Raw genomic sequence first — 22,677 nt, 5'->3', positions numbered from 1 at the left:
ACGTGGCCACGGCGGACCGGCGCTTTCGTGCACGCCTTGGTCGTACGGGGCTTGTGCGCCTTGGGCGTACGGGCTTGTGCGCCTTGTTCGCCCGGGGCCTAGCCCCGGCCGCTCACCCGTCCCTGGAGCAGCCGCGACAGCGCCGAGTGGACGTCGTCCAGGGAGCGCTCCGGCTGGAACGACTGCCAGTCCAGGGCGGCCACCAGGACCATGCCGACCAGGGCGGCGGCGGTCAGCTGGATGTCGATCTCGTCGCTGAACTCGCCGTTCGCCACGCCGTCGCGCAGCACGCCCTCCACCACGGCGACGACGTCCTGGCGCACCACCATGAGCGTGGACTGCCAGGCCCGGTTGGTGCGCCACAGCTCGGCCACGTACAGCTGGGTGAAGGCCGGGTAGGCGGCGATGAAGCCGAGCCCCGCGCGGATCATCGCGTCCAGGGCGTCGACCTTGCTGCCGCCCTCCCGGTCCGTGCGCTCGGCCGCCTCCTGGAGGGAGGCCTTGAGCAGGCCCACGCCGTGCCGCAGCAGCTCCTCGAAGAGGACCGACTTGCTCGCGAAGTTGTAGTACACCGTGCCCTTCGCGACCCCGGCCCGCTCGGCGATCTCGTCCACCGTGGTGGCGGAGAAACCCTGCTCGGCGATGAGGGTGACGGCGGCCTCGTAGAGCTTCTGCCGGGTGGCCTCACGGCGCGTGCTGCCGCCCGACGCGGCGCTGCTGCTGTCCATGGCCATGATTGTCCCGCGCGCGCTCACAGGCTCAGCTCCGGGTGCAGCCGGTCGAGCGTCCACACCTGGCGGCGGCGCGCCGACAGCGCGGTCAGCGCGAGGGCGCCCGCGGTGAAGACGGCGAGCACCACGCACGCGTGCCACACCGGTTCCAGACCGCCGCCCGTGATGAGCCTCCTGAGGGCCTCGACGACGTAGCTCATCGGCAGGAAGGGGTGGAGGGCGTTGAAGAAGCCCGGGCTGGTCTGTACGGGGTACGTGCCGCCCGCGGACGTCAGCTGGAGCATCAGCAGCGCGAGCACGAGGATCCGGCCGGCCGCCCCGAAGCGGGCGTTCAGCCACTGCACGATCGACGCGAAGCACGCCGTCACCAGGAACAGGAAGCCCACCGTCCCGGCCGCGCGGGCCATCTGGAGCCCCACCGCCCAGTGCAGCACCGACATCAGGGCCACCGTCTGGAGCACCCCGATCGCCACCACCGGCAGCCAGCCCGCCAGCGCGATCCGCCAGGCCGAGGCGCCCGCCGCGAGGGCCCGCCGGTTCATCGGCGCGATCAGCATGTACGCCACCATCGAGCCCACCCACAGGGACAGCGGGATGAAGTACGGCGCGAATCCGGTGCCGTAGTTGGGCGCCTTGTGCAGGTCCTCGGAGACCAGCCGGACGGGGTCGGCCATCACCTCGGTGCGTTCGTCGCGGTCCCGCTTGCCGTAGTCGGGGATCTGCTCGGCACCGTCGTGCAGTCCGTCCGAGAGGTCACTGGAGCCGTCGACGAGCTTGTACAGGCCGGACTTGAGGTCCTTGGCGCCGGTCTTGAGGTCGCCGACGCCCTCGTCCAGGTCCGTGGCCCCGGTACTGGCCGTGCCGAGTCCCGTGTGAAGCTTCCCGGCGCCTGCGGCGACCTTGGCGGCACCCTCGTTCAGGTCGTTGATCCTGGTGACCGCGTCGTCGAGGTCCTCGGAGAGGTGGGGCGCGCGGTCGGCCAGGGCCTGGGCCTGCTTCTCCAGGGTGGCCAGGTGCCCGTCGAGCTTGTCCAGGTCGCCGTCCTGGTCGGCGATCAGCGTGTTGACGTCGTCGGCGATCCCGGCCACGTCCGCGGCGGCGTCCTTGGCCGTCTTCAGGTCGGCGCAGGCCGCGTCGGGCAGCACGGCGTCCTCGCAGCGTGCCTTGTGGACGCGGTTCAGGTCGTCGGAGGCCTTGCGGGCGTTCTCGGCGGCGGTCGGCGCGCGCTTCACCAGGGCGTCCAGGTTGTCGCGGATCGCTCCCGAGGCGTCGGCGACCAGCTGGGCGGTGTCGCCGATGGTCTTCTCGTTGTCCTTCAGGAACGGACCGACCTTCCCGGCGGTCGCGTTGACCTTGTCGGCGAGCTTCTGGGTGCCCTCGGCCACCTTCGCGGAGCCGTCCTCGAGATCGCCGGCGCCCTTGTCGAGCTTCGTCAGCCCCTTGGCCAGCTTGCCGCTGCCGGCCTTGGCGTCCTTCAGCCCGTCGGCGAGGTCGCGCGAGCCCTTCTCGGCCTTCCCGATGCCGCTCTCCAGCTTGTCGGCGCCCTCGGCGGCCTTCACCGTCTCGCCGTGGATGTCGGAGAAGGAGATGAAGATCCGGTCCAGGAAGGACCGCGAGGCCTTGGTGGACGCGGCGTCGCGCACCTCGCTGAAGACCGTCCGGGAGATCTGCCCGACGATGTAGTTGTTGGCGTCGTTGGTGCGCACCTGGAGCGCGCCGGTCTCGGGGGACTTCCCGGAGCTGGACGCGATCCGCTCGCTGAAGTCGGCCGGCATGGTCAGGGACAGGTAGTACGTGCCGTCCTCCACGCCCGCGCGTGCCTCGTCGGAGCTGACCTCGTGCCAGTCGAAAACCTCACTGTCGTGCAGGCGTTCGACGATGTCGTCACCCGCGGTGATCCTCTTCCCGTCGGCCTTCGCCCCCTTGTCGTCGTTCACCAGCGCCACGGGGATACGGTCCAGACGGCCGTACGGGTCCCAGAAGGCCCACAGGTACAGGGCGCCGTACAGCAGCGGCAGCACCAGCAGCGCCACCAGGGCGGCACGGGGCAGCTTCCCCCGCCCGAACCGCCGGATCTCAAGCGCGGCGAGCCTCGGCGAGCGCATCGGCGGACACCTCCTCCGCGTCCTCGTCTTGCCCGGCCTCTTCCCGGGGTGCCGTGGACACGGCGACGGCTCCCTCCGGCGCCTCGCTGCACACCGCCAGCACCGTCGTCCCGGACTCGGCGATCGACCTCAGCAGCGCCCAGACCACGTCCCGTTCGGCGTCGGAGAGCTTGAGGTCGGTGTCGTCCACCCCCAGCAGCCCCGGCTCGCCGATCAGGGCCAGCGCCACGGACAGCCGCAGCGCCTCCACCCGCTCCAGATCGCGTACGGCGGTCCTGGAGCCCTTCGGCAGGGCCTCCCGGTCGAGGCCGGCGGCGGCCAGCGCCCGGTCGATCCGCAGCCGGGCCTCCGTCGCCCGCTCCGCCCTGGGCCGCAGCAGTCCGCGCAGGGAGCCGCCGAACCGCCGTTGGAGCAGCGCCCGCTCGTGCAGGTGCTCGGCGACGGTGAGCGCCGGGTCGAGGTCGGTGACACCGGGGACGTGGGCGAGGGCGCTGAAGCGCCGCGCCGCCCCGAGCTGCTTAGGCAGCACGGCCGCACCCACCCGGGCCGTCCCCTCGGTGGCCTTCATCCGTCCGGTGAGCGCGAGCAGAAGGCACGTGCGCCCGGATCCGGACGGCCCCTCCACCGCGATCAGTGAGCCCGGGTCCGCCTCGAAGGAGACCCCGCGGAACGCCCATCCGCGGGGCCCTTCGAGGCCGAGGCCCTGGGCCGTGACGCCTGCTGCGGCCACGGCTCCCCCATCCCCTGTTTTTAAACTGACTGGTCAGTGCAAAAACTAACCCGAACTGTCGAGCGAAGCAAAAGCCCAGGTCAGAACGGATTGTCAGTGCCATACCTCACGATGGGCACATACGGCACCCGTGCCGTCACACAGACGACAGGAGGTTCGTCATGGCCAGCTACCACGCAGCCGCCGCCCGCCGGCGCCGCGCCACCGGCCCTGCCCCCTCACTGACCGGCCCGGCGAGCGATGTGCACCCCGTGCTGCGCCGGGCCACGGCCCCGCCCGCCGCCCTCGACCTGCTCGCCCAGGCCCGCGCCGGACTCGACGAGGCCGCCGTCCTGGAGACCCCGAACGAGCGCTATGCGACAGCCCACCTGGCCGCCCTGCGCACCGCGGCCGCCGTCCTCGCCGCGCGAGGACGTCCCGAACCGTCACCCCGACGCCGGGCCCGCATCAGGAGCGCCTGGGAAGTGCTCCCCGAGATAGCGCCCGAGCTGACCGAGTGGAGCGCGCTGTTCGCCTCCGGGGCCCGGCGCCGCGCCCGGGCCGAAGCGGGGATCCAGGGCGCGGCCAGCCGCCGGGACGCCGACGACCTGATCCGGGACGTGGCGATGTTCCTGCGGCTCGTCGAGCGGATGCTGGTCCTCCAGCCCGTGCTGCCGCAGCCCCGCCAGGACACCGACCAGGGAGAGGGGGAACCCCCGGGCCAGGACTTCCCGGACGCGGGCTGAGGGCCCGCGGCGGCACGCGGTGACAGGTCCGGGGCCGGAGGCAATAGGGTGGGACACGCCTGAAGCCGTCCCGCTCCGGTACTCCGGGCCGGACGGCACCCCGTTCGCTCCGCCGTAACCAGAGGCGGTGCCGCGCCGAGGAGTCAACAGCCGTGTCGGACCCGATGCGCCCGCCCGTCGCCCACCACCACCCTCAACCGACGTCGCTGCGCTCCGACCCCCGTTCCCGCGCCTCCCTCCGTACCGCGGTGGTGTGGGAAGTCCTCCAGGAGGCTCTCGACCGCCAGGTCAAGGCCACCGGCCGGGAGGCACTGGACGTCCTCGACGCCGGCGGCGGCAGCGGCAAGTTCGCCGTGCAGGTGGCGAGCCTCGGCCACCGGGTCACCGTGGTCGACCCCAGCCCGAACGCCCTGTTCGCGCTGGAGCGCCGCGCCGCCGAGGCCGGCGTCGCCGACCGCGTCCAGGGCGTCCAGGGCGACGCCCACGGTCTCTTCGACGTGGTCGAGCGCGGCGGCTACGACGCGGTGCTGTGCCACGGCGTCCTGGAGTACGTGGACGACCCGGCCGAGGGCGTCCGCAACGCCGTGGCCGCCCTGCGGCCCGAGGGCGTCCTCAGCCTGCTCGCCGCCGGACTCGGCGGTGCCGTGCTCGCCCGGGCCCTCGCCGGCCACTTCAAGGAGGCCAAGCAGGCCCTGGAGGACCCGAACGGCCGCTGGGGCGCCGGGGACCCCGTGCCGCACCGCTTCACCGCCGAACAGCTCACCGCGCTGGTCGAGGGCGCGGGCCTGCGCGTCGGCGCCGTGCACGGCGTACGGGTCTTCGCCGACCTGGTGCCCGGCGTCCTGGTGGACACCGAGCCCGGCGCCCTGGAAGCGCTGCTCAAGCTGGAGGAGGCGGCGGCCGAGCTGCCCGCCTTCCACTCGGTGGCCACACAGCTCCACGTGCTCGGTGAGCCGCGGGGGAGCGCCGGGGCCTGAGCGGCTCCTGAGGCGCGCCGCTGATCAGGGACTTGGCCGCACATGGAGTACGCCACAGGCCCCCCGATCGGGCGCCCAGCGCCGTATGATCGAGGGAGACCGCCCGGCATGACGGGTCGGTCGCTGGGGAATGCAGATCTCAGCGAGCCGAGTCGTCCATGGCGGATCCCGGTTGGCCAATTGGCGTAGAGGGGCGGGTTTCACGGGGGCGATTCCCTGCCTATCCTGAAGGGACCCCCCGGGTCGCCCCGGCGACTGCACGATGAGGAGGACTCCGTGCCGCTCTCGGAGCACGAGCAGCGCATGCTCGAGCAGATGGAGCGAGCGCTGTACGCCGAAGATCCCAAGTTCGCGACAGCGCTTGAGGGAAGCGGGCTGCGCACGTACACCCGGCGTCGGGTGTACCAGGCGGTGGCCGGCTTCCTCGTGGGTATCGCGCTCCTCATGGCTGGAATGGTCGCCAAGCAGGTCTGGCTCAGCGTGGTGGGATTCCTCGTCATGCTGGGCTGTGCGGTACTCGCCGTAACCGGCTGGCGCAAGGCCCCCAAGCCGGGTGAACAGCCCGCAGGCGGTCAGCAGGCCAGCCGTCAGGGTCGGACCAAGCGCTCCATGATGGACCGGATCGAGCAGCGCTGGCAGCGGCGCCGCGACGAACAGGGCCACTGACGCAACGAGCCGCAGCTCCTGGACATGCGTGAGGGGGCGACCACCGCGGGGTGGTCGCCCCCTCACGCACGCGTTCACACAGGCTGTCGGTGAGACGACGAGCAAGGCCCGGGCGGGTGAACCCGCCCGGGCCTTCTGCTGCCGAACTCCTCGCCGCTGAACCGCTCGGTCAGCCCCGCTGCCCCGAGGGCCTGCCCACCGTCGGCCGGGTCGCGGCCACCCGCTTCTTGAACCCGGTCCACCACGCCACCGTCGCCCACACCACACGCACGGTCGAACGCGGCAGGAACATCGCTCGAAGGCGCGTGCCCCGGCTGAGCGTGCCCCGCAGAGCGGTGACCACCCGGCGGACGTCCTCCGCGAGCCCCGCCGTCGGGCGCGGCCGGGGGGCGTACAGCACCTGCTCCACGGCGTCCGCCACCCGGTGCACGGAGGCCGCGGCCTCACCGTCGAGATGCCCCAGCCGCACAATCCGGGCGGCCGCCTTGCGCGGCGTCTGCGACTCGTCCGGCGCGATGCCGAAGTCCCACGCCGTGTCGGTGAGCTCCTGCCAGACCGCCAGGATGTGCGGCGCCACGTCCGCCTCACCGCGGCCGTGCGCGCCGAGCCGTACCGCTCTGGTCCGCAGCCGCCACAGCATGGGCGCCAGCGGGATCAGCAGGGCGGCGAGTCCGGCGAGGGACCAGCCGAGGACCGTGTACCACTTCGGGCCGTCGTCGTCCTTGGCCAGCGCGGCCTGCGGGGACTCGCTCGCGCACAGCTCCGGGTTGCCGCCCGCGGCGCAGCTCTCGCTCTCCGAGGGGGCGGCGCTCGGCACCGAGCTCGCCGACTGGGTCGGCCGTGCCACGTCCGGCAGGGTGCTGCCGGGGGTGTCCGTCTGGGTGTACGACGGCACCGAGCCCCGGGTCGGGGTCGGCTCGAAGCGGGTCCAGCCGACGCCCTCGAAGTACAGCTCGGGCCAGGCGTGGGCGTCCTTCAGGCCCACCGACACCGATTCGTCGCCCTGCGGGGTGCCGGGCGCGAAGCCCACCGCCACCCGGGCCGGTATGCCCAGCGAGCGGGCCATCGCCGCCATCGAGAAGGAGAAGTGGACGCAGAAGCCCTGCTTGTCCCTGAGGAACCGGACGATCGCCGACGAGCCGCTGCCGACCTGCACCTCCGTGTCGTACTGGAAGCCGCCGGTGACGGCGAAGTACTCCTGGAGCTTGACCGCCTGCTCGTAGTGGCCGCTCGCGCCCTCGGTGACCTCGCGCGCGGTCCGGGCGACCTCCTCCGGCAGCGACGACGGCAGCTCGGTGAACTCCCGCTTGATGGCCGCCGACGGCTCCGGCGCCGAGGCGAGCTGCTCCGCCGTGGGCTGCACGTCCAGGCTGCGGACCGTGTACGTCATGCCGCGGGTGTTCTGGCCGTGGTCGCCGACCAGGGTCATGCCCAGCGGTTCGTAGCGCCAGTTGCCCTCGATGTCCACGCCGCTCGGCGGGTACGGCATCGGCAGCCAGTCCTGGGCGTACCAGTTGGCGGCCGAGATCCGGGTCGCGATCTCCGTGCGCTTGATGTCCGCGCCGAGGCCGATGGGGGTGGGGAACTGGTCGTCCGGCACCGAGGTGATGTTCCGCTTGGACGGCTTCCAGGTGGTGCCGTCGAAGTCGTCCAGGGACACGATCCGCAGGTACAGGTTGGACAGGTCCTTCGTGGTGGTGCGCAGGGAGAGGACCTGGCGGTCCTCGTCCACGTTCAGGCTGTCGCGCAGCGACACCAGCGGGTTCACCGCGGAGATCGTGCCGCCGCTGCCGGAGCCGGAACCCACGCCGGTGCCGGCGCCGTCCAGCAGACCGCCGTTCATCGCGGGCAGCCCGAGCGGCACGACCAGGGCGATGCCCAGCGCGACCACACCGATCCGCCGCCCGGTGCGCACCGGAGCCAGCGCCCCGGTGGTCTCGCCGCCCGGGGTGCGCGGGGCGCCGCCGAAGACGCGGCCCCATTGCGAGAGCCGGTCGCGGCCCTCCGCCAGCAGCAGCATCAGATAGCCGGCCGACGCGACCAGGAACCACAGCCAGTCGGCGCCGCCGTCGGACAGGCCCGCGGCGACCGAGTACAGCGCGAGCAGCGGCAGGCCGGCCGGGGCCGCGCTGCGGAAGGTCACCGCGAGGGTGTCCACCGCGAGCCCGATCACCAGGACACCGCCGACCAGCATCAGCCGGATGCCGTCGGACAGGGGTGCCGGGATGGCGTACCTGCTGACGTCGTCGGTGCCCGTCTGGAGCAGGTCGGCGAACTGTGTGAAGGCCTGCGGTCCCGGGATCAGCCCGAGGAGCGCCTGCTCCCGGGCGAAGGTCAGGGTCAGCAGCATCAGCGTGACCAGGGCCTGCGCGGCGACGGTCAGCGAGCGCGCCAGCGGCACCCTGCGGGCCGCCATGCCGACACCGGTCTGCACGGCCAGCAGGAAGGCCGCCTGGAACAGCCAGGTGGGTTCGTCGACGAGGGGCAGCAGGGCGCAGGCCGCGGCCAGTGTGGCCACGGCGGCGCACAGCGCCAGTCGTGCCCGCCCGCTCATGCCGGTCCCTCCCCACCGCTCGCGGCGACGACGCCCGAGCGCTCACGGTCCGCCTGGCGCCACAGCTCGTTCAGCGGGGCTCCCCGCGGCACGCTCAGCGCCGTCCAGCCCGACTCCCGCAGCATCCGCAGCCGTTCCTCGTTCCTGTCCAACGGCCCGGCCACGTCCGCCGGTTCCCGCACCCAGGTCTCGCTGTCCAGCACGAAGGCGAGGGCGCCCCCGCTGCGCTGGCGCATCCGGCCGACCACCGCGGCCTGCTCCTCGTCGAGGTCGCCGAAGAACGCCACCAGCAGCCCCTCGTTCCCGCCGCGCAGCACGTCGTAGGCCCGCGACAGGCCGGTGCCGTCGGAGTGGTCGATCACGGCGAGGGTGTCCATCATCAGCCCGGCCGCGTCCGCCGACTCCTGGCTGGCGCCCGCGAACCCGTCGGCGCCCTCGCCGGGCACCGAGCTGCCGGTGTCCGTCAGCAGCCGTACCGAGAAGCCCCGCTCCAGCATGTGCACGAGGACGGAGGCCGCGCCCGACACGGCCCACTCGAAGGCGGAGTCCGGACCCGCGCCCTGGAAGGCCAGGCCCCGGGTGTCCAGCAGCACCGTGCAGCGGGCGCGCTGCGGCTGCTCCTCGCGGCGCACCATCAGCTCGCCGTAGCGGGCCGTGGACCGCCAGTGCACGCGGCGCAGATCGTCGCCGTAGCGGTATCCGCGCGGGATGACGTCGTCCTCGCCGGCCAGGGCCAGCGAGCGCTGCCGTCCGTCGCCGTACCCCTTGGCCTCGCCGCTGAGGCGCACCGGCGGCAGCGGCTCCACGCGCGGGATCACCGTGAGGGTGTCGTACGTGGAGAAGGAGCGGGTCAGCTCGCACATGCCGAACGGGTCGCTCAGCCGCAGCTGGAGCGGGCCCAGCGGATAGCGGCCGCGCAGGTCGGAGCGGACGCGGTAGGACACCTCACGGCGGCCGCCCGCCTCCACCCGGTCCAGGACGAAGCGGGGGCGCGGGCCGAGGACGTAGGGCACCCGGTCCTGGAGCATCAGCAGGCCGGTGGGCAGCCGCGAGACGTTGTCCATCCGCAGATGGACCCGGGCCTCGCTGCCCGCGGGCACCCGCGCGGGGGAGAGCCGGCGGCTGCCGGCGACCCGGTAGCGGGTGCGGTAGAGGACGGCCGCGCAGACCAGCGGCAGCACCGCGAGCAACAGGCCCACGCGCAGCAGGTCGCTCTGCCCGAGGACGTACGCGCAGATCGCGGCCGCCACCCCGGCGGCCAGGAAGGAGCGGCCACGGGTGGTCAGACCGGACAGTGCGGTGCGCACACCGCCCTGCTCGCCCCGGTCGGCCTCCGCGTGCCCCGTCCCGCCGGTGCTCATCACAGCCTCCGCGGCGGCTGCTGGGGATAGGCCGGGGCGCCCCGGCCGAGCCCGCCGAAGCCGCTCTGCTGCTGGGGCGCGGCGGGCACCGGGGTGGCCTGCAGGATCTCCTGCACGACCTGCTCCGACGTACGGCGGTTGAGCTGGGCCTGGGCGGTGGGCAGCAGCCGGTGGGCCAGCACGGCCACGGCGAGGGCCTGGATGTCGTCCGGCAGCGCGTACTCCCGGCCGCTCAGCGCGGCGGACGCCTTCGCCGCGCGCAGCAGGTGCAGCGTCGCGCGCGGGGAGGCGCCGAGTCTGAGGTCGGGGTGGGTACGGGTGGCGGCGACCAGGTCCACCGCGTAACGGCGGACCGGTTCGGCGACATGGACGCCGCGGACGGCGTCGACCAGCTTCACGATGTCGTGCGCGTGGGCCACCGGCTGCAGGTCGTCCAGCGGGTTCACCCCGCCGTGGATGTCCAGCATCTGCAGCTCGGCCTCCGCGCTCGGGTAGCCGATGGAGACGCGGGCCATGAAGCGGTCGCGCTGGGCCTCGGGCAGCGGGTAGGTGCCCTCCATCTCGACCGGGTTCTGGGTGGCCACCACCATGAAGGGGCTGGGCAGCTCGTAGGTCTGCCCGTCGATGGTGACCTGCCGCTCCTCCATGGACTCCAGCAGCGCCGACTGGGTCTTGGGCGAGGCGCGGTTGATCTCGTCGCCGATCACGATCTGCGCGAAGATCGCTCCCGGCTTGAACTCGAAGTCCCGGCGCTGCTGGTCCCAGATGGACACACCCGTGATGTCCGAGGGCAGCAGGTCGGGGGTGAACTGGATACGCCGCACCGAACAGTCGATCGACCGCGCCAGCGCCTTGGCCAGCATCGTCTTGCCGACGCCGGGGACATCCTCGATCAGAAGATGCCCCTCGGCGAGCAGCACGGTCAGCGAAAGCCGTACGACCTCGGGCTTGCCCTCGATCACTCCCTCCACCGAACTGCGGACACGCTCCACGGTGGCGGTCAGATCAGTGAGGCTCGCTCGATCGTCATAGGTCGTCACCCGGCCCTCCTCGGCCCGTTCTTTCCGGGCCGACGCTCTGCGTTGCGGACCGGCCCACCCCGAATCACGGACGCCACACGCGAAAGGTTCCGTGCGACGTCACACCCGCATTCTTGCTGCCGTTACCGTTTCGTGTCACTCGCCTGTGGACAACTGCCCGCGATATGTCGGTTTTACTGCCTTTTGGGCACCCTACAGTCAGAAATCAACAGCGAAACGACAGCTTCGGCGGAGGGTTACGCGGGGTCGATCTCGCGCAGCAGGCCCGTCGTCACGTCGAAGACGAAGCCCCGCACGTCCTCGGTGTGCAGCAGGAACGGCGAGGTCCGCACACGCTGCATGGACTGGCGTACGTCCTGGTCGACGTCCCGGAACGACTCCACCGCCCAGGACGGGCGCTGGCCGATCTCCTGCTCCAGCTCGTTGCGGAAGTCCTCGGTGATCGCTTCCAGGCCGCAGCCGGTGTGGTGGATGAGCACGACACTGCGCGTGCCGAGCTTGCGCTGGCTGATGGTGAGCGAGCGGATCACGTCGTCGGTGACGACACCGCCCGCGTTGCGGATGGTGTGGCAGTCGCCGAGCGAGAGGCCGAGCGAGGCGTGCAGGTCGATACGGGCGTCCATGCAGGCCACCACGGCGACGTTCAGAACCGGCCGGGCGTCCATGCCCGGGTCGGTGAACGCGGCGGCGTACCGCTGGTTCGCCTCGACGAGACGGTCGGTGACCGTGCCGCCATCGGCTATGGCGCCTTGGGGACCTGCGGGAACAGATGCAGAAGTCGTCATACCCATGACGTTACTGGCCACCCGCGGGCGCGTCCCGTTGTGAGAGCGGACAAAGAGCGTCTTTGAGCGTTGCTGTGAGCTAACCCACAAGGGTGGCGCGAGTGCGCCTGTAGGGGTGAATTCCCTCCGTCCCCGGCTTCGCGCCGCCCCGGGCCGCCACGCGCAGGCCGGTTGATTGACCGCGAGACAGGGTGGACTAAAGTGACGCGAAGCGGGAGGCGAGGCCTTCCTGCTGGACTGAACTTCCCGTAGGACCCGGCGCGCCCGCCGGAGATCTCCCCACGTGCGCGGCGCGTACGTACGGCTCGGCCTCCTCCCGCTCCCGGCCGGCTGACGCTCCTGGCGCCGGCAGGCCTCCCCTTCACGAGCGGGCGGGGACCCGGCGGTGCGTACCGCCCGCCGGACCTGAGAGGGCCCCTTGAGCAACAGTCGACATGTCCCGGTGATGCTCCAGCGGTGCCTGGACATGTTGGCCCCCGCCCTCCAGGCCCCCGGAGCGGTCGTCGTCGACTGCACGCTCGGCCTCGGCGGCCACAGCGAGGCCCTCCTCCAGCAGTTCCCCGAGGCCCGGCTCGTCGCCCTGGACCGGGACAAGGAGGCGCTGCGCCTGTCCGGCGAGCGGCTCGCCCCCTTCGGCGACCGGGCCACCCTGGTGCACGCCGTCTACGACGAGCTGCCGGGCGTTCTGGACCGGCTCGGCATCGCGCGCGTGCAGGGCGTGCTGTTCGACCTCGGGGTCTCCTCCATGCAGCTCGACGAGGCCGACCGAGGCTTCGCCTACGCCCAGGACGCCCCCCTGGACATGCGCATGGACCAGACGACCGGCGTCAGCGCCGCCGAGGTCCTCAACACCTACCCGGCCGGGGAGCTGGTGCGGATCCTGCGCGCCTACGGCGAGGAGAAGCAGGCCAAGCGGATCGTGGCCGCCGTCGTGCGCGAGCGCGAGAAGGAGCCCTTCAGCAACAGCGCGCGCCTGGTGGAGCTGATCCGGGACGCGCTGCCGCAGGCCGCCAAGCGCACCGGCGGCAACCCGGCCAAGCGCACCTTCCAGGCGCTGCGCATCGAGGTCAACGGCGAGCTGTCCGTCCTGGAGCGGGCGATCCCGGCCGCCGTGAAGGCCCTCGCCGTGGGCGGCCGGATCGCTGTGCTGTCGTACCACTCGCTGGAGGACCGGCTGGTCAAGCAGGTGTTCGCGGCCGGTGCCGCCACCACCGCGCCGCCCGGTCTGCCGGTCGTCCCCGAGCAGTACCAGCCCCGGCTCAAGCTGCTCACGCGCGGCGCCGAACTTCCCACCGAGGAAGAGGTCGCCGAGAACCGGCGGGCGGCACCGGCGAGACTGCGCGGGGCGGAGCGCATCAGGGAGGACGCCGAGTGAGCCGCACCCGCGGAGGGCGTGAGTGAGTAGGAAACTCCAACCGAGGCAGGGCTCGTGAGTAGGAAACCCGAACTCAGGGGAAGGGCGGCCCGGCTCGCTCGGCTCTTCCCCGCCGGGCGCGCACAGGCCGCCCGCACCCCCTTCGTCCTCCTCGTCGTGCTGCTCCTCGGCGGTGGGCTCATCGGACTGCTGGTGCTGAACTCCGCGCTGAGCGAGGGCGCCTTCCGGCTCGACGACCTCCAGCGGGAGACCAAGAGCCTCACCGACGAGGAACAGGCGCTCCAGCGGGACGTCGACGCCTACTCCGCCCCCGACGCCCTGCTGCGCCGGGCCCGTGAACTGGGCATGGTGCCGGGCGGCGACCCCGCCTTCCTCGACCCCGACGGCACGGTCAAGGGCGTCCCGTCCCCGGCCCCCGCCGCCGCCCTCGAGACGGACGTACATCCCCTGGTCCTGGCCCCCGAAGCGTTCACGACCACGCCCGCGACCCCCACCACGACCCCCGGCAGGTGACGGAAGAGTGGCCGAGTCAGGCAAGCAACCGCCGCGCCGCCGGGTCCCCGGCCCCGCCCGGCCCGACCGTCCCGCCGCCCGGCGCACCCCCGGCCCCGGCGCCCGCCCGGCCCGGCGCCCGGCCCCGCCCCGCCCCGCGGCCCCCCAGGCCCTCCGGCTGGGCAGCCCCCGCCCCCGGCTGCGCATGGTCGGCCTGGCGCTCACCCTCGTCCTGATCGCCTTCGTCGTACGGCTCCTCCAGGTCCAGGCCGTCGACGCGAGCACCTACGCGGCCAAGGCCGAGAAGAACCGGTACGTCGGCTACACCCTGGCCGCCGAGCGCGGCGGCATCACCGACCGCAACGGCGTGGCCCTCGCGGCCAGCGTGGACGCGTACGACATCACGGCCGACCCCACGATGTTCACGCGCAAGGCGCTGAAGGTCGCCGACGGCCCGGAGCAGGCCGCCGCCCTGCTGGCCCCGATCCTCGGCCAGGACCAGGCGGCGCTCACCAAGAAGCTCAGGGCCGAGGGCCAGTACGTGCTGCTCGCCAAGCGGCAGACCCCGCAGGTCTGGAAGCAGATCAAGGACCTCAAGAGCGCCCTCGCCACGAAGCAGGAGACCGACCCGAGCACCGTCAACGCCCTCGCGGGCGTCTTCTCGGTGGCCAGCAGCAAGCGGGTGTACCCCAACGGCGACCTCGCCGCCGGGATACTGGGCTGGGTCAACTACGACGGCAAGGGCGGCGGCGGCGTCGAGCAGCAGCTGGAGAAGGAGCTGGCCGGCAAGGACGGCAAGATCCGCTACGCCCAGTCCGGCGGCCGCCAGGTGCCCACCGCCGGCTCCACCGAGACGCCCGCCGTGCCGGGCAGCGACGTCGAGCTCACCATCGACCGCGACATCCAGTGGGCCGCGCAGAACGCGATCAGCGAACAGGTCGAGAAGTCCAAGGCCGACCGCGGCTATGTGATCGTGCAGGACACGAAGACCGGCGAGATCCTCGCCATGGCCAACTCACCCGGCTTCGACCCCAACGACCTGTCCAAGGCCGACGGGAACTCCCTGCACAACTGGAGCGTGGAGGACGCCTACGAGCCCGGCTCGACGGCCAAGGTGATGTCCATGGCCGCCGTACTGGAAGAGGGCGCGGCCACCCCGGACACCCATGTCGTGGTGCCCAACCGGCTGCACCGCGGCGACCGGCTGTTCCGCGACGACATCGACCACCCCACCTGGTACCTCACGCTGAACGGCGTGCTCGCCAAGTCGAGCAACATCGGCACCATCCTCGCCACCGGGCAGCTCGGCAAGACGCAGGCGGAGTCCAATCAGGTCCTCTACTCCTACCTGCGCAAGTTCGGCCTGGGCCAGCCCACCGGGCTCGGCTTCCCCGGCGAGACCAACGGCATCCTCGCGCCACCGGACCAGTGGTCGACCTCGCAGCAGTACACGATCCCTTTCGGCCAGGGTGTCTCCCTCAACGCGATGCAGGCGGCCTCCGTCTACTCGACTGTCGCCAACGGCGGCGTCCGCGTCGAACCCACCCTGGTGCGCGGCACGAAGGGCCCCGACGGGCGCTTCACCCCCGCCCAGAAGCCCGAGAAGACACGGGTCGTGAGCGCGAGGACGGCGAAGACCCTCGCCCGGATGCTGGAGTCGGTCGTGGACGACCGGGAAGGCACCGGCACCAAGGCCCGTATCCCCGGCTACCGGGTCGCGGGCAAGACGGGTACGGCGAACCGCGTGGATCCGGCCACCGGCAAGTACCAGGGCTACACCTCGTCGTTCGCCGGGTTCGCCCCCGCCGACAAGCCGCGGATCACCGTCTACTGCGCCATCCAGAATGCCACCGAGGGCAGCTACTTCGGCGGCCAGATCTGCGGACCCGTCTACAAGCAGGTCATGGAGTTCGCCCTGAAGACCCTCCAGGTCCCGCCGACCGGTGCCGCCCCTGCCAGACTCCCGGTCACCTTCTCGCCCTGACCCGTACCGAGCAGCCAGGAACCACCTCGTGACAACGATCACCCCCGATCCCGGGAACCACGGACCGTCCGCCGCCTCGCTTCGCTCCGAAGCGGGTGGGCCCGGTACGCTCACCGCCGTGCCACACGCTGATCAGTCCCAAACCACCCAGAAGGGCGCACCCGTGACATATCCCGGGCCGCCTCGGCCGGTCCAGGTCTCCGCCACACCCCTCGCGGAGCTCGCCGACCAGCTGGGTGCCGCAAGGCCGGGCCAGGACGCGGAGGTCACGGGCATCACCCATGACTCGCGTGCCGTCCGCCCCGGCGACCTGTACGCCGCCCTGCCCGGTGCCCGCCTGCACGGCGCCGACTTCGTCACCCAGGCCGCGGGCCTCGGCGCGGTCGCCGTGCTCACCGACCCGACCGGCGCCGAGCGCGCCGCCGCCTCGGGCCTGCCCGTGCTGGTCGTGGCCGATCCGCGCGGGCAGATGGGCGAACTGGCGGCCACGATCTACGGCCACCCCGGCCGCGATCTGCTCCAGATCGGTATCACCGGCACCTCCGGCAAGACCACCACCGCCTATCTGGTCGAGGGCGGTCTGAAGACCGTCCGCTCCACCGGCCTGATCGGCACCGTGGAGATGCGGATCGGCGACGAGCGGATCAAGTCCGAGCGCACCACCCCCGAAGCCACCGATCTCCAGGCCCTGTTCGCGGTCATGCGCGAACGCGGGGTGGAGGCGGTCGCCATGGAGGTCTCCAGCCACGCGCTGGTCCTCGGCCGGGTCGACGGCTGTGTCTTCGACATCGCCGTCTTCAACAACCTCAGCCCGGAGCACATGGAGTTCCACTCCGACATGGAGGACTACTTCCAGGCCAAGGCGCGGCTGTTCACGCCGAAACGCAGCAGGCTCGGCGTCGTCAACCTCGATGACGAGTACGGCCGCCGGCTCACCAAGGAAGCCACGGTCCCCGTCGTCACCTTCTCCGCCGAGGGCCACCCGGACGCCGACTGGCGCGCCGAGGACGTCCAGGTCGGGCCCATGGACTCGACGTTCACGGTGATCGGCCCCAAGGGCGAGCGGATCAGCGCCCGCTCGCCGCTGGCCGGACCCTTCAACGTGGCCAACACCCTCGCCTCGATCGTCGCCCTGTCGGTCGCGGGCCTCGACCCGCAGTCCGCGGCCGACGGCATCGCCGCCGTCCCCGGGGTGCCCGGCCGGCTGGAGCGGGTGGACGAGGGGCAGCCGTATCTCGCGGTCGTGGACTACGCCCACAAGACCGACGCCGTCGAGTCGGTGCTCAAGGCGCTCCGCAAGGTCACCGAGGGCAGGCTGCACATCGTGCTCGGCTGCGGCGGCGACCGGGACCGGACCAAGCGCGCGCCGATGGGCGCCGCCGCGGCCCGCCTCGCCGACACCGCCGTACTGACCTCCGACAACCCCCGCTCCGAGGACCCGCTCGCGATCCTCGCGGCGATGCTCGAGGGCGCGGCCTCCGTGCCGGCGCACGAACGCGGTGAGGTCCAGGTCTTCGAGGACCGGGCCGCCGCCATCGCCGCCGCCGTCGCCCGGGCGCTGCCCGGGGACACCGTGCTGGTCGCGGGCAAGGGCCATGAGCAGGGCCAGGACATCGCCGGGGTGGTCCGTCCCTTCGACGACCGCCAGGTGCTGCGCGAAGCTATCCAGAAGACCCAGGGATGAACTTGTGATCGCCCTCTCTCTCGCCGAGATCGCAGAAGTCGTCGGCGGGCAGACGTACGACATACCGGATCCGTCGGTGCGGATCACCGGACCGGTCGTCCGGGACTCCCGTGAGGTGACGGCCGGCAGCCTCTTCGTCGCCTTCGTCGGCGAGCGCGTCGACGGCCACGACTTCGCGGCCGCGGTCGTCGAGGCGGGCGCGGCGGCCGTGCTGGCCTCGCGGCCCGTCGGCGTGCCCGCGATCGTCGTGGACGACGTCCAGACGGCGCTCGGCGCCCTCGCCCGGCACGTCGTGACGAAGCTCGGCGCCACCCTCGTGGCCCTCACCGGCTCCGCGGGCAAGACCAGCACCAAGGACCTGATCGCCCAGGTGCTCCAGCGCAAGGCGCCGACCGTGTTCACGCCCGGCTCGCTCAACAACGAGATCGGGCTGCCGCTCACCGCGCTCAGTGCCACCGAGGAGACCAGGTTCCTCGTGCTGGAGATGGGCGCCCGGGGCATCGGGCACATCCGCTACCTCGCCGAGCTGACCCCGCCGAGGGTCGGCCTGGTGCTCAACGTCGGCAGCGCCCACATCGGCGAGTTCGGCGGGCGGGAGCAGATCGCCCAGGCCAAGGGCGAACTCGTGGAGGCGCTTCCGGAGGACGGCGCCGCGATCCTCAACGCCGACGACCCATTGGTACGGGCCATGGCCTCCCGTACGAAGGCGAAGGTGCTCCTTTTCGGAGAGTCCGACGAAGCGGACGTTCGCGCCGAGAACGTGCGACTCACGGACAGCGGACAGCCTTCCTTCATGCTTCACACACCCTCCGGTGCAAGCGAAGTGACCATGCGCCTGTACGGTGAGCACCACGTGTCGAACGCGCTCGCAGCGGCCGCCGTCGCCCACGAGCTGGGCATGTCCGCGGAAGAGATCGCCACCGCGCTCTCCGAGGCGGGCTCCCTCTCCCGCTGGCGGATGGAGGTCACCGAGCGCCCGGACGGCGTGACGATCGTCAACGACGCCTACAACGCGAACCCCGAGTCCATGCGAGCGGCCCTGCGCGCGCTCGCGGCGATGGGCAAGGGGCGGCGGACCTGGGCGGTGCTCGGCAAGATGGCCGAGCTCGGGGACGAGGCGCTCGCCGAGCACGACGCGGTCGGACGGCTCGCCGTCCGGCTCAACGTCAGCAAGCTCGTCGCGGTCGGGGGCAGGGAAGCGTCCTGGCTGCAACTGGGCGCATATAACGAGGGTTCGTGGGGTGAGGAGTCGGTGCACGTGTCCGACGCACAGGCGGCGGTCGACCTGTTGCGCAGCGAGTTGCGCCCGGGGGACGTCGTACTCGTGAAGGCGTCCCGGTCGGTCGGCCTCGAGAGCGTGGCGCAGGCGCTCGTCGAGTCCGGTGCCGAGGGTGAGGTTTCCGCCCGATGATGAAGCAGATCCTGTTCGCAGGAGTCATTGGCCTCTTCCTGACCCTGATCGGCACCCCGCTGCTGATCAAGCTCCTCGCCCGCAAGGGCTACGGCCAGTACATCCGGGACGACGGCCCGCGCGAGCACGCCAGCAAGCGCGGTACGCCCACCATGGGCGGTATCGCCTTCATCCTGGCGACAGTTGCCGCGTACTTCCTGTCGAAGCTCATCACGGGCAAGCCGCCGACCTACTCCGGTGTGCTGGTGCTCGGCCTGATGGTCGGCATGGGCCTGGTCGGCTTCCTCGACGACTACATCAAGATCGTCAAGCGTCGTTCGCTGGGTCTGCGGGCCAAGGCGAAGATGGCGGGACAGCTGCTCGTCGGTGTCTCCTTCGCCGTCCTCGCGCTGCAGTTCGAGGACGCCCGCGGCAACACCCCGGCCTCCACGAAGCTGTCGTTCATCACCGACTTCGGCTGGACGATCGGACCGGTGCTGTTCGTCATCTGGGCGCTGTTCATGATCCTCGCGATGTCGAACGGCGTGAACCTGACCGACGGTCTGGACGGTCTGGCCACCGGCGCCTCCGTCCTCGTCTTCGGCGCCTACACCTTCATCGGCGTCTGGCAGTTCCAGGAGTCCTGCGCGAACGCGCAGATCCTGCCCAGCCCCAACGCCTGCTACGAAGTGCGTGATCCGCTCGACCTCGCCGTCATCTCCGCGGCGCTGATGGGCGCCTGCCTCGGCTTCCTGTGGTGGAACACGTCGCCGGCCAAGATCTTCATGGGCGACACCGGTTCGCTCGCCCTCGGCGGTGTCCTGACGGGTCTGGCCATCTGCTCCCGCACGGAGCTGCTGGTGGCCGTCATGGGCGGTCTGTTCGTGCTGATCACCCTGTCGGTGGTCATCCAGGTCGGCTCCTTCCGGCTCACCGGGAAGCGCGTCTTCCGGATGGCCCCGCTCCAGCACCACTTCGAACTCAAGGGCTGGTCCGAAGTCCTCGTGGTGGTCCGCTTCTGGATCATCCAGGGCATCTGTGTGATTGTCGGACTCGGGCTCTTCTACGCGGGATGGGCAGCGGAAAAGTGACCTCCTCGGGGCCTGTCGACTGGCAGGGCAAGCACGTCACCGTCGCCGGACTCGGCGTCTCCGGTGTTCCGGCGGCCAAGGTGCTGCACGCGCGCGGGGCGATCGTCACGGTCGTCAACGACGGCGACGACGCACGCGCGCGTGAGCAGGCCGCGGAACTGGAGGCGCTGGGCGTCACCGTGCGCCTCGGTGACGGCGCCACCCTGCCCGAGGGCACCGAGCTGGTCGTCACCGCGCCCGGCTGGAAGCCCGACAAGCCCTTGTTCCAGGCCGCCCGCGCGGCCGGCCTGGAGATCTGGGGCGACGTCGAACTGGCCTGGCGCCTGCGCGGCCCGGACGCGGCGCCCTGGCTCGCGGTCACCGGCACCAACGGCAAGACCACGACCGTGCAGATGCTGGCGTCGATCCTGAAGGCGGCGGGGCTCAGGACCGCGGCCGTCGGCAACATCGGCGTCTCGCTGCTGGACGCGGTGCTCGGCGAGGAGCGGTACGACGTCCTCGCCGTGGAGTTGTCCAGCTACCAGCTCCACTGGGCGCCCTCCCTGCGCGCCCACTCGGCGGCGGTGCTGAACCTCGCCCCCGACCACCTCGACTGGCACGGCTCCATGGAGGCGTACGCCGCCGACAAGGGCCGCGTCTACGAGGGCAATCGCGTCGCCTGTGTCTACAACGTCGCCGACAAGGCCACCGAGGACCTGGTGCGCGAGGCGGACGTCGAGGAGGGCTGCCGGGCCGTCGGCTTCACCCTCGGCACCCCGGGCCCGTCCCAACTCGGCGTCGTCGAGGGCATCCTGGTCGACCGCGCCTTCGTCGAGAACCGGCAGAAGAACGCCCAGGAGCTCGCCGAGGTCTCCGACGTCAACCCCCCGGCCCCGCACAACATCGCCAACGCCCTTGCCGCGGCGGCCCTCGCGCGCGCCTTCGGGGTGCCCGCCCGGGCCGTACGCGACGGGCTGCGGGCCTTCACCCCGGACGCCCACCGCATCGCGCATGTGGCGGACGTGGACGGGGTCGCCTACGTCGACGACTCCAAGGCCACCAACACCCACGCGGCGGAAGCCTCGTTGGCGGCCTACGAGTCCATCGTGTGGATCGCGGGCGGCCTGGCGAAGGGCGCCACCTTCGACGAGCTGGTCACCAAGTCGGCAAAGCGACTTCGCGGGGTCGTCCTCATCGGCGCCGACCGGGCGCTGATCCGGGAAGCGCTCACGCGACACGCCCCGGAAGTGCCCGTCGTCGAGCTCGACCGGACCGACACTGGGGCGATGCTCGCGGCTGTCCAGGAGGCCCGGCGGCTCGCCACCACGGGCGACACGGTGCTGCTGGCCCCGGCCTGCGCCTCGATGGACATGTTCGCCAACTACAACAAGCGCGGTGACGCGTTCGCGGAGGCGGTCCGCGAACTCACCACCGACGCCTGACGGCGGGTCTCGGCCACCAGGGCCTGCCGTTCGGATCAGGCCGGCCGCAGGAAACTGCGCAGGCCGACCAGAGTCGCGCGTGCCAGGGCCCGCGACGCCGGTCTGATCCGAACGGCAGGGCCCAGGGTGCTTCGGGACCCCATGGAGGGACGGGGTGACTCGGATGTGGCTCGGGTTCGGTGGGTGCGTGCGAGGAGCCGGTGATGTCCAGTAGCCGTACGGGCCGTCCCCCGGTCCAGCGATCCGTCCGGCGGCCCGCCGCTCCCCGGCCGGGCCGCGAGAACCCCTTCCTACGGCTCTACACCCGCGCCAAGAAGGCCTGGGACCGGCCGCTGACCGCGTACTACCTGATCCTCGGCGGCAGTCTGCTGATCACCGTGCTGGGGCTGGTGATGGTCTACTCGGCCTCCCAGATCACCGCGCTGCAGATGTCGCTGCCCGGCTCCTACTTCTTCCGCAAGCAGCTGCTGGCCGCGCTCATCGGCGCCGGACTGCTGTTCGCCGCCTCCCGGATGCCGGCCAAGCTGCACCGGGCGCTCGCCTACCCGATCCTCGCCGGCGCCGTCTTCCTGATGGCGCTGGTGCAGGTGCCCGGGATAGGAGTCTCGGTCAACGGCAACCAGAACTGGATCTCCGTCGGCGGCCCGTTCCTGCTCCAGCCCAGCGAGTTCGGCAAGCTCGCGCTGGTGCTGTGGGGCGCCGACCTGCTCGCCCGCAAGCAGGACAAGAAGCTGCTGACCCAGTGGAAGCACATGCTGGTGCCCCTGGTCCCGGTCGCCTTCATGCTGCTCGGGCTGATCATGCTCGGCGGCGACATGGGCACCGCGATCATCCTCACCGCGATCCTGTTCGGGCTGCTGTGGCTGGCGGGGGCGCCGACCCGGCTGTTCGTCGGGGTGCTCTCGATCGCCACCCTGATCGGGCTGATCCTGATCAAGACCAGCCCGAACCGGATGGCCCGCCTGCAGTGCCTCGGCGCCACCGAGCCCCAGTCCGGACCGGTCGACTGCTGGCAGGCGGTGCACGGGATCTACGCGCTCGCGTCCGGCGGGATCTTCGGATCCGGGCTCGGGGCGAGTGTGGAGAAATGGGGACAACTCCCCGAAGCCCACACCGACTTCATCTTCGCCGTCACCGGTGAGGAACTGGGCCTGGCGGGGACGCTGTCGGTGCTCGCCCTCTTCGCGGCTCTAGGCTATGCGGGTATCCGCGTGGCCGGACGCACGGAGGACCCCTTCGTGAGGTATGCCGCGGGAGGCGTGACCACCTGGATCACCGCGCAGGCGGTGATCAACATCGGTGCGGTGCTCGGTCTGCTGCCGATCGCCGGCGTCCCGCTCCCGCTGTTCTCCTACGGAGGGTCCGCCCTGCTGCCGACCATGTTCGCCATCGGGCTGCTGATCGCCTTCGCGCGCGACGAGCCCGCTGCGCGGGCGGCGCTTTCGATGCGGCAACCCCGCTTTGGTAGAAAGCGGGGTGCTGGGGGTTCCGCTTCCGTCAGGGAGCCCCGGAGATGGAACACGATGCGACGGCGCGCCTCGGCGCGTACGTCCGGAGAGCGGTGAA

Annotated in this window: 18 protein-coding genes; 11 read left to right on the top strand and 7 right to left on the bottom strand. The window is 71.8% G+C overall.

The features are described 5' to 3' along the window. Positions 1–98: 98 nt before the first annotated feature. From AC068Z_RS30745 to AC068Z_RS30735, 3 genes are read right to left on the bottom strand one after another with little or no spacing between them, the layout of a single operon-like run. Positions 99–728 carry a TetR/AcrR family transcriptional regulator gene (locus AC068Z_RS30745; RefSeq protein WP_478562807.1) on the bottom strand — a complete coding sequence of 210 codons (630 nt, stop codon included), beginning with the start codon at positions 726–728 and terminating at the stop codon, positions 99–101. 23 nt (positions 729–751) lie between these two features. Continuing rightward, positions 752–2,836 (bottom strand): YhgE/Pip family protein, encoded by a 2,085-nt coding sequence (locus AC068Z_RS30740; RefSeq protein WP_478562804.1) that lies wholly within the window; start codon positions 2,834–2,836, stop codon positions 752–754. After that, positions 2,808–3,566, bottom strand: a complete 759-nt coding sequence (locus AC068Z_RS30735) for an ATP-binding cassette domain-containing protein (protein ID WP_478562801.1) — start codon at positions 3,564–3,566, stop codon at positions 2,808–2,810. The genes AC068Z_RS30740 and AC068Z_RS30735 overlap by 29 nt, the downstream gene beginning before the upstream one ends. A gap of 161 nt (positions 3,567–3,727) precedes the next feature. On the opposite strand from AC068Z_RS30735, the gene AC068Z_RS30730 reads away from it, so the two are divergent. The 3 genes from AC068Z_RS30730 to AC068Z_RS30720 all read left to right on the top strand — a co-directional run bounded on the left by AC068Z_RS30730 (position 3,728) and on the right by AC068Z_RS30720 (position 5,934). Further along, positions 3,728–4,291 carry an SAV_6107 family HEPN domain-containing protein gene (locus tag AC068Z_RS30730; protein ID WP_478562798.1) on the top strand — a complete coding sequence of 188 codons (564 nt, stop codon included), beginning with the start codon at positions 3,728–3,730 and terminating at the stop codon, positions 4,289–4,291. Positions 4,292–4,443: 152 nt separating this feature from the next. Next, a complete protein-coding gene (locus tag AC068Z_RS30725; protein WP_478562795.1) occupies positions 4,444–5,268 on the top strand; it encodes a methyltransferase in 825 nt (274 codons plus the stop codon). A 276-nt stretch (positions 5,269–5,544) separates the two neighbouring features. Further along, on the top strand, positions 5,545–5,934 hold the full coding sequence (locus AC068Z_RS30720) for a DUF3040 domain-containing protein (RefSeq protein ID WP_015661060.1): 390 nt from the start codon (positions 5,545–5,547) through the stop codon (positions 5,932–5,934). A gap of 169 nt (positions 5,935–6,103) precedes the next feature. Here AC068Z_RS30720 and AC068Z_RS30715 read toward each other — a convergent pair whose 3' ends face one another. The 4 genes from AC068Z_RS30715 to AC068Z_RS30700 all read right to left on the bottom strand — a co-directional run bounded on the left by AC068Z_RS30715 (position 6,104) and on the right by AC068Z_RS30700 (position 11,674). Further along, entirely contained in the window at positions 6,104–8,488 is a 2,385-nt protein-coding gene (locus AC068Z_RS30715; RefSeq protein ID WP_478562789.1) for a transglutaminase TgpA family protein, read from the bottom strand. Beyond that, complete coding sequence (locus AC068Z_RS30710; protein WP_478562786.1) at positions 8,485–9,849, bottom strand: DUF58 domain-containing protein; 1,365 nt, start codon at positions 9,847–9,849, stop codon at positions 8,485–8,487. Before AC068Z_RS30710 ends, AC068Z_RS30715 begins: the two co-directional genes overlap by 4 nt. Beyond that, the gene (locus AC068Z_RS30705; protein WP_478562783.1) at positions 9,849–10,889 is read right to left on the bottom strand and encodes an AAA family ATPase; all 1,041 of its coding nucleotides are present in this window, start codon (positions 10,887–10,889) and stop codon (positions 9,849–9,851) included. The genes AC068Z_RS30710 and AC068Z_RS30705 overlap by 1 nt, the downstream gene beginning before the upstream one ends. A 236-nt stretch (positions 10,890–11,125) precedes the next feature. Beyond that, a complete protein-coding gene (locus AC068Z_RS30700) occupies positions 11,126–11,674 on the bottom strand; it encodes a beta-class carbonic anhydrase (RefSeq protein ID WP_478562780.1) in 549 nt (182 codons plus the stop codon). 418 nt (positions 11,675–12,092) lie between these two features. Between AC068Z_RS30700 and rsmH the strand changes: the two genes are divergently transcribed. The 8 genes from rsmH to ftsW all read left to right on the top strand — a co-directional run bounded on the left by rsmH (position 12,093) and on the right by ftsW (position 22,676). Further along, a complete protein-coding gene (rsmH, locus tag AC068Z_RS30695; protein WP_478562777.1) occupies positions 12,093–13,049 on the top strand; it encodes a 16S rRNA (cytosine(1402)-N(4))-methyltransferase RsmH in 957 nt (318 codons plus the stop codon). A gap of 54 nt (positions 13,050–13,103) precedes the next feature. Continuing rightward, positions 13,104–13,562, top strand: a complete 459-nt coding sequence (gene ftsL / locus AC068Z_RS30690) for a cell division protein FtsL (protein ID WP_478562774.1) — start codon at positions 13,104–13,106, stop codon at positions 13,560–13,562. A gap of 7 nt (positions 13,563–13,569) precedes the next feature. After that, the gene (locus AC068Z_RS30685; RefSeq protein WP_478562771.1) at positions 13,570–15,525 is read left to right on the top strand and encodes a peptidoglycan D,D-transpeptidase FtsI family protein; all 1,956 of its coding nucleotides are present in this window, start codon (positions 13,570–13,572) and stop codon (positions 15,523–15,525) included. Positions 15,526–15,688: 163 nt separating this feature from the next. Beyond that, on the top strand, positions 15,689–17,209 hold the full coding sequence (locus AC068Z_RS30680; protein WP_478562768.1) for a UDP-N-acetylmuramoyl-L-alanyl-D-glutamate--2,6-diaminopimelate ligase: 1,521 nt from the start codon (positions 15,689–15,691) through the stop codon (positions 17,207–17,209). A gap of 4 nt (positions 17,210–17,213) precedes the next feature. Further along, positions 17,214–18,620 carry a UDP-N-acetylmuramoyl-tripeptide--D-alanyl-D-alanine ligase gene (locus AC068Z_RS30675; RefSeq protein ID WP_478562765.1) on the top strand — a complete coding sequence of 469 codons (1,407 nt, stop codon included), beginning with the start codon at positions 17,214–17,216 and terminating at the stop codon, positions 18,618–18,620. Continuing rightward, positions 18,617–19,690: a phospho-N-acetylmuramoyl-pentapeptide-transferase gene (mraY, locus tag AC068Z_RS30670; protein ID WP_478562762.1), complete on the top strand. Its 1,074-nt coding sequence runs from the start codon at positions 18,617–18,619 to the stop codon at positions 19,688–19,690. Before AC068Z_RS30675 ends, mraY begins: the two co-directional genes overlap by 4 nt. Further along, the gene (gene murD / locus AC068Z_RS30665; protein ID WP_478562759.1) at positions 19,672–21,111 is read left to right on the top strand and encodes a UDP-N-acetylmuramoyl-L-alanine--D-glutamate ligase; all 1,440 of its coding nucleotides are present in this window, start codon (positions 19,672–19,674) and stop codon (positions 21,109–21,111) included. The genes mraY and murD overlap by 19 nt, the downstream gene beginning before the upstream one ends. 203 nt (positions 21,112–21,314) lie before the next feature. After that, on the top strand, positions 21,315–22,676 hold the full coding sequence (gene ftsW / locus AC068Z_RS30660; RefSeq protein WP_478562756.1) for a putative lipid II flippase FtsW: 1,362 nt from the start codon (positions 21,315–21,317) through the stop codon (positions 22,674–22,676). Position 22,677 lies beyond the last annotated feature (1 nt).

It is taken from the genome of Streptomyces sp. NPDC043726, assembly GCF_056436565.1.
Note: the sequence above shows the minus strand (reverse complement) of the source record. Positions and strands in the feature narration are given on the sequence as shown.

What these genes read in the sequence shown, in the direction of transcription:
- AC068Z_RS30715 (WP_478562789.1), bottom strand. Translation starts at nt 8,488, where the DNA reads ATGAGCGGGCGGGCACGACTGGCGCTGTGCGCCGCCGTGGCCACACTG.
- murD (WP_478562759.1), top strand. Translation starts at nt 19,672, where the DNA reads ATGGGCAGCGGAAAAGTGACCTCCTCGGGGCCTGTCGACTGGCAGGGC.
- AC068Z_RS30745 (WP_478562807.1), bottom strand. Translation starts at nt 728, where the DNA reads ATGGACAGCAGCAGCGCCGCGTCGGGCGGCAGCACGCGCCGTGAGGCC.
- mraY (WP_478562762.1), top strand. Translation starts at nt 18,617, where the DNA reads ATGATGAAGCAGATCCTGTTCGCAGGAGTCATTGGCCTCTTCCTGACC.
- ftsW (WP_478562756.1), top strand. Translation starts at nt 21,315, where the DNA reads ATGTCCAGTAGCCGTACGGGCCGTCCCCCGGTCCAGCGATCCGTCCGG.
- AC068Z_RS30710 (WP_478562786.1), bottom strand. Translation starts at nt 9,849, where the DNA reads ATGAGCACCGGCGGGACGGGGCACGCGGAGGCCGACCGGGGCGAGCAG.
- AC068Z_RS30700 (WP_478562780.1), bottom strand. Translation starts at nt 11,674, where the DNA reads ATGACGACTTCTGCATCTGTTCCCGCAGGTCCCCAAGGCGCCATAGCC.
- AC068Z_RS30730 (WP_478562798.1), top strand. Translation starts at nt 3,728, where the DNA reads ATGGCCAGCTACCACGCAGCCGCCGCCCGCCGGCGCCGCGCCACCGGC.
- AC068Z_RS30740 (WP_478562804.1), bottom strand. Translation starts at nt 2,836, where the DNA reads ATGCGCTCGCCGAGGCTCGCCGCGCTTGAGATCCGGCGGTTCGGGCGG.